The following is a 4,695-nucleotide window of genomic DNA, read 5'->3' as shown; positions in this document are numbered from 1 at the left end:
GTCTGGCCACCATTAACGACAACAACCAGGAGGTGCGGATCTGGGACCCCACCACCCGCACCCAAAAAATTTTCGATAACCATGCCAATGGGGTAAGGGCCATGGTGGCTTTCACCATCTCCGACGGCACGCCTCGTCTGGCCACTCTCGGAGAGGACGACCAGACGGTGCAAATCTTGGACCCTGTAAGCACAACAGTTCGCACCCTGTATTTGGCGGAACGAGTTCACGCACTCACGGAACTTCATGGGCTGCTCATCGCTACGACCAATTCCGGCTACCTGGCAATTGACATATCGTCCATACCCGCCGATACGAAATGATCGCCAAAGCACTCTCCAAGAGCTGGCAGAAAGTCAACGTGTTGGATTGCAGGTCGAGAGGCTCTTTCTGGCCCGCTTTGATCGCCTACGCCGAGCTCGGCCCGCGCGGCGTCCGGGTGGTCGAGGGCTTCCGCGACCACCACGCCCCCGGCGCGGTGGTCTTCGAGCCCGGCACCCACCCGGAAGCCGGCCGCTGACCTAGGCGGCGGGATCCGGCGCGCCGCCGATGTTCAGGGCGTGGCCGACCAGCGCGATGACGCGGGGCAGATCGGCGCCCAGGGCGTAGTTGACCGGCAGGCCCGGGGCGCAGGCGCCGATCGCGGCCAGCGCGACCTGCTCGGCCGGGGCCAGGTCCATCGGCACGGTAGCGTTCCACGGCTCGATCATGAAGTTGGCCGGGTCCAGCTCGTCGAGGAGTTCGCCTTCCAGTGGGCCGCTGCGGTCGAGGACGATCTCCCGGGTCAGGATCCGCTCCACCGCCCGGGCGTAGCGCTCCAGGCACCGGCGGTTGTTGTCGTCGCTCTGGCGCTCAGCCAAGCTCTGGATCCAGGCCGCGGCGCGGACCCCCGCCCCGGCCGCCTCGGCGATGGCCTCGCGTTCCTCGGCGTCCAGGCCGTCGTAGTCGCGGTCGTCGCCGCCGGGCTGCGGCTCGTTGCCGGACGGGATCGGGTGGAGGGTGCTGGTGGTGTTCACCGGTGCTCAACCGGCCCAGGCCGTCGCCGGTCACGGCCGGGGAGGAACGCGGGGGTGTTGGCTTGCTCAGTCGAGGTCGGCGCTGGCCAGAGCCACCGCGAGGACCAGGTACGGGACCGCTGCCAGGCACTGTTCGGCCATCAGGCTGGGTTCGTCTGGCTACTCCTGGCCGGTGGCCGGGCGCGCGCGGTGCCGGGGTGTCCTGGACTGTGGGGGCCGCGTTCGCCCTCGGCGTGCTCTTGCTTCCTGCGGATCAAGTGGATCCGGTATCAGCGTGTCCACCTGGCAGGGTGAAGTGCTGGGAACCCGCGGGCTTGTGCCTGCGTCGAAGCGGCATGACGAGTATGGATGGTAGGGGTGGGGTGCGGGCGGTCGCGCTGCATCGGGCGGTGCTGGGGCTGGGCTGTGCGGCGGTGGTGCTTGCGTCGGCGGTCGGGTGCGGCTCGGCCTCGGACTCCCGTACCGCCGACAGTACCGTCGTGCAGGCGGTGCAGGTGGACAACGCCGGCTCGGGCGGCGCTTCCGCCCGGAACTGCCCCTCCTCGAGGTGGCTGACGTCCGTGAACACTCAGCCCGCACCCACCGGCACTGAAAGCGCGGCCCAAGGCGGCACCATGCAAGCGGACGAACTCGCGCGGGCGCTCGGCACGCAGGCACGAAGCGCTGCCCATGCTGACGTGTATGCGACGCTGATCGTGGACTATCCGCCCGGCCGGGTCGCGCTGTGCGTCACCGATCTCGCCGAGGGCCGCCTGATGGCCGCCGCGGCCAAAAGCGCGGATTCGGGGATCGAGCTGGACCGGATCGACTACTACCTCTCCCGCTACAGCAAGGCAACCTTGGACCGGGCCGCCGACCTGCTCGTGGCGAGTGCGCCCGCGGGCACCCTCACCGACTTCCCCGTCTACGGGTTCGGGCCCGCGCAGGACTACGGCGGGATGCTGATCACCACCTCGGCGGCGGGCGTGGACTCGGCGGCACTGCGAGCGGAGCTGACCCGCCTGCTGGGCGACATGCCATTCATCCTCGCGCCGGGCGCCCCGGCGGTGCCGGCAGTCGCGACGGCCGCCGGCGAGTAGGGCGGACCCGCCACAGCGACAGCCCTGCAAGGAACGGGCCGGGCCGCCGGACTGCGGCGCAACGCCCGCAACCCCTACCGCCCCCTCGCGTTCCTCGGCCGCAGCTTGTTCTTTATGGTCTGACCTCGAACGATGCCTCGAACGGGATCACTCATCCGGGAGTTCGCCAGACGTGGACACGGCCTTCGCCTGATCCTGTGCTCCGACCAAGGACGCACTGACCAGCACGAAGGCCGTGGGGGAATGAGTCTGCTGCATCACGATGCCCGGCGGGAGCCGTTCGTGGAAGCGTCACACTTCCGGGAGGACTTCTACGGATGTCTGACCGTCCGGCGTGATGAGCTGTTCGAGCTCACCGACGCTCTGCTGTGCGCGGACGGGCCGGTGACGGCACCGGTTGACCTAACGCTGCTGGCCGAGCACCGCCGCGGCCACGGCGCGCTCTACGACGCTCTCAACCGCGGCCGTATCGAGGTCGAACGGCTGCGGCGCACGCTGGCCGCGCTCCCGCAGCCCATGGCCGCCGACGAGCGGCTCATTTTGGCCGTGGACGTCAGCAACTGGCTGCGGCCGGACGCACCGACGAGTCCGGACCGGCTGTTCTGCCACACCTACGGCCGAGGCCGGGACCAGCATCTGATGATCCCCGGCTGGCCGTACTCGTTCGTCGCCGCGCTGGAGAGCGGCCGCACGTCGTGGTGCCAGCTGCTGGACGCGGTCCGCCTCGGTCCCGAGGACGATGTCGCCGAGGTCACCGCCATCCAGGTCCGCCGTGTCGTCGAGGACCTGGTCGCCGGCGGGCGGTGGCGCGAGGGTGATCCGGACATCCTGGTCGTCTTCGACGCCGGCTATGACGCTCCGCGCATGGCCCACTTGCTCGGCGGCCTGCCGGTGGAGGTTCTGGGCCGTCTCCGCTCGGACCGGGTCATGCGCAAGCCCGTGCCGAGGCCGTGGATCTCACCGCCCCAGGGCGGACACCCGCCCAAGCACGGCAAGGAGTTCCGCTTCGCCAAGCCGGAGACCTGGGGCGAACCGGACGCTGCCACCACACAGGTCACAGACCGCTACGGCACTGCCCGGACGATGGCCTGGGACCGCATCCACCCCCGCCTCACCACTCGCGCAGCCTGGATCGACCACGCCGGTGAACTCCCCATCATCGAGGGCACGTTGATCCGCCTGGAGGTCGACCGGCTGCCCGGCGGCGGAGACCCGCTGCCGCTGTGGCTATGGTCCTCCGCCACCGGCATGGCCAGCGCCGACGCCGACCTGCGCTGGCAGGCGTTTCTTCGGAGATTCGACCTGGAGCACACCTTCCGGATGATCAAGCAGACGCTCGGCTGGACCCGGCCGAAGCTCCGCACCCCGCAGGCCGCGGACCGGTGGACCTGGCTGATCATCACCGCGCACACCCAGCTCCGCCTCGCCCGCCCCCTCGCCGAGGACGTCCGCCGTCCCTGGGAGCGGCCCCTCGAACCGAACAGGCTCACCCCGGCCCGGGTCCGCCGGGGTTCAGGAACCTCCGCCCGGCCTTGCCCTGTCCGGCCCGTGCACCGAAACCATCACGGCCGGGGCCAGGCCGACCACTCGGCTCGAAGAACAAGCAGCCCGCCATCCACTACGACGTGGGCAAGACCGTCCGACGTACGGAGACCCTGATCGAACGTGACCGGGCCAGACCGCAAGGAAGCGGTCCCGGGCCTGTCGGTCGTGCCGGGCAGAATACGGCCCCGTGAGCCTCCACTTCGAAGTCGTCTTCACCTGCTTCCTTCGGGGCGACACGCCAGAAACGGTCCTGGCAGCCTTGCGATGGCACCTCGGTCTGACCCCCGAGCACCCGGCAGAGCTCGACGCAGAAGAGCACGCGTATCCACTGCTCGCCCCGGACCCGGACGGCCGCCTGCCCGGAGGAGACTTCGCGTCCCTGCGACGCCAGTCCCGGGGCTTCGCAGCCGGCAGCGAGCTTCACGCATGGGGACTGTTCAGCCGCAACTACTGGCTCGACGACGAGATGGGCGACCTTGTCACGATCCTGGACCTGGTTGCGCCGCACGTCGAAGAACCTGGCTACGGCGGGTACTTCCGCGAGGAGTACGACGCCGAGCCGACCATCTTCATCTTCCAGAACGGCACCTACGGGCCGCTGAAGCTCTGATCGGACCCAACCGCAGAACGTCGAAGAGGTTAAAGAACAAGCTCAGAGGGCGTTTCATCCCGTTGTTTAGTCCCGAATTGTCGGGCTGGTGGTGGTTCATGTGCCACGCCATGTCGGGGTGCTCTCGCCGGTGAGTCTGCGGGTCATGAGGTTGATCATCGCGACGTGGATCATGGCTTCGGAGCGGTGCGCGTGTGCTTCGTAGTCGCGGGCCAGGCGGCGGTGGTTCATGAGCCAGCCGAGCGTTCTCTCGACGGTCCACCGCTGCGGCAGGACAGCGAAGCCCCTGGTGGCGGGGTCGCGGCGGACGATGTGCATGTCGATCCCCAGGGTGGCGGCGTGTTCGACGAGGTGCTGGCGGTAGCCGCCGTCGACCCAGGTCTTTCGGGCCGCGGGATGCTCTGAGGCGATTCGTTCGATGAGGGTCTGGCCGGCGATCGAGTCC

Annotated in this window: 6 protein-coding genes; 4 read left to right on the top strand and 2 right to left on the bottom strand. The window is 69.0% G+C overall.

The genetic code is table 11. The features are described 5' to 3' along the window. Positions 1-323: hypothetical protein (locus K353_RS34710; RefSeq protein ID WP_158585563.1), on the top strand; the 323-nt coding region annotated here is incomplete at its 5' end. 198 nt (positions 324-521) lie between these two features. Here the strand turns inward: K353_RS34710 and K353_RS33485 are convergent. Continuing rightward, complete coding sequence (locus tag K353_RS33485; protein WP_111557239.1) at positions 522-1,016, bottom strand: hypothetical protein; 495 nt, start codon at positions 1,014-1,016, stop codon at positions 522-524. Between the two features lie 560 nt (positions 1,017-1,576). Here K353_RS33485 and K353_RS33480 point away from each other — a divergent pair. The 3 genes from K353_RS33480 (at position 1,577) to K353_RS33470 (ending at position 4,250) form a co-directional block, all read left to right on the top strand. Next, a complete protein-coding gene (locus K353_RS33480; protein WP_146616655.1) occupies positions 1,577-2,095 on the top strand; it encodes a hypothetical protein in 519 nt (172 codons plus the stop codon). Positions 2,096-2,338: 243 nt separating this feature from the next. After that, entirely contained in the window at positions 2,339-3,754 is a 1,416-nt protein-coding gene (locus K353_RS33475) for an NF041680 family putative transposase (RefSeq protein ID WP_305000347.1), read from the top strand. 73 nt (positions 3,755-3,827) lie between these two features. Further along, positions 3,828-4,250 (top strand): hypothetical protein, encoded by a 423-nt coding sequence (locus K353_RS33470; protein ID WP_111557237.1) that lies wholly within the window; start codon positions 3,828-3,830, stop codon positions 4,248-4,250. A 96-nt stretch (positions 4,251-4,346) separates the two neighbouring features. Here the strand turns inward: K353_RS33470 and K353_RS33465 are convergent. Further along, the coding region (locus tag K353_RS33465; RefSeq protein WP_146616654.1) for a transposase at positions 4,347-4,695 on the bottom strand (349 nt) is incomplete at its 5' end.

This window comes from Kitasatospora sp. SolWspMP-SS2h (genome assembly GCF_003259315.1).
Classification (GTDB): domain Bacteria; phylum Actinomycetota; class Actinomycetes; order Streptomycetales; family Streptomycetaceae; genus Kitasatospora; species Kitasatospora fiedleri.
Note: the sequence above shows the minus strand (reverse complement) of the source record. Positions and strands in the feature narration are given on the sequence as shown.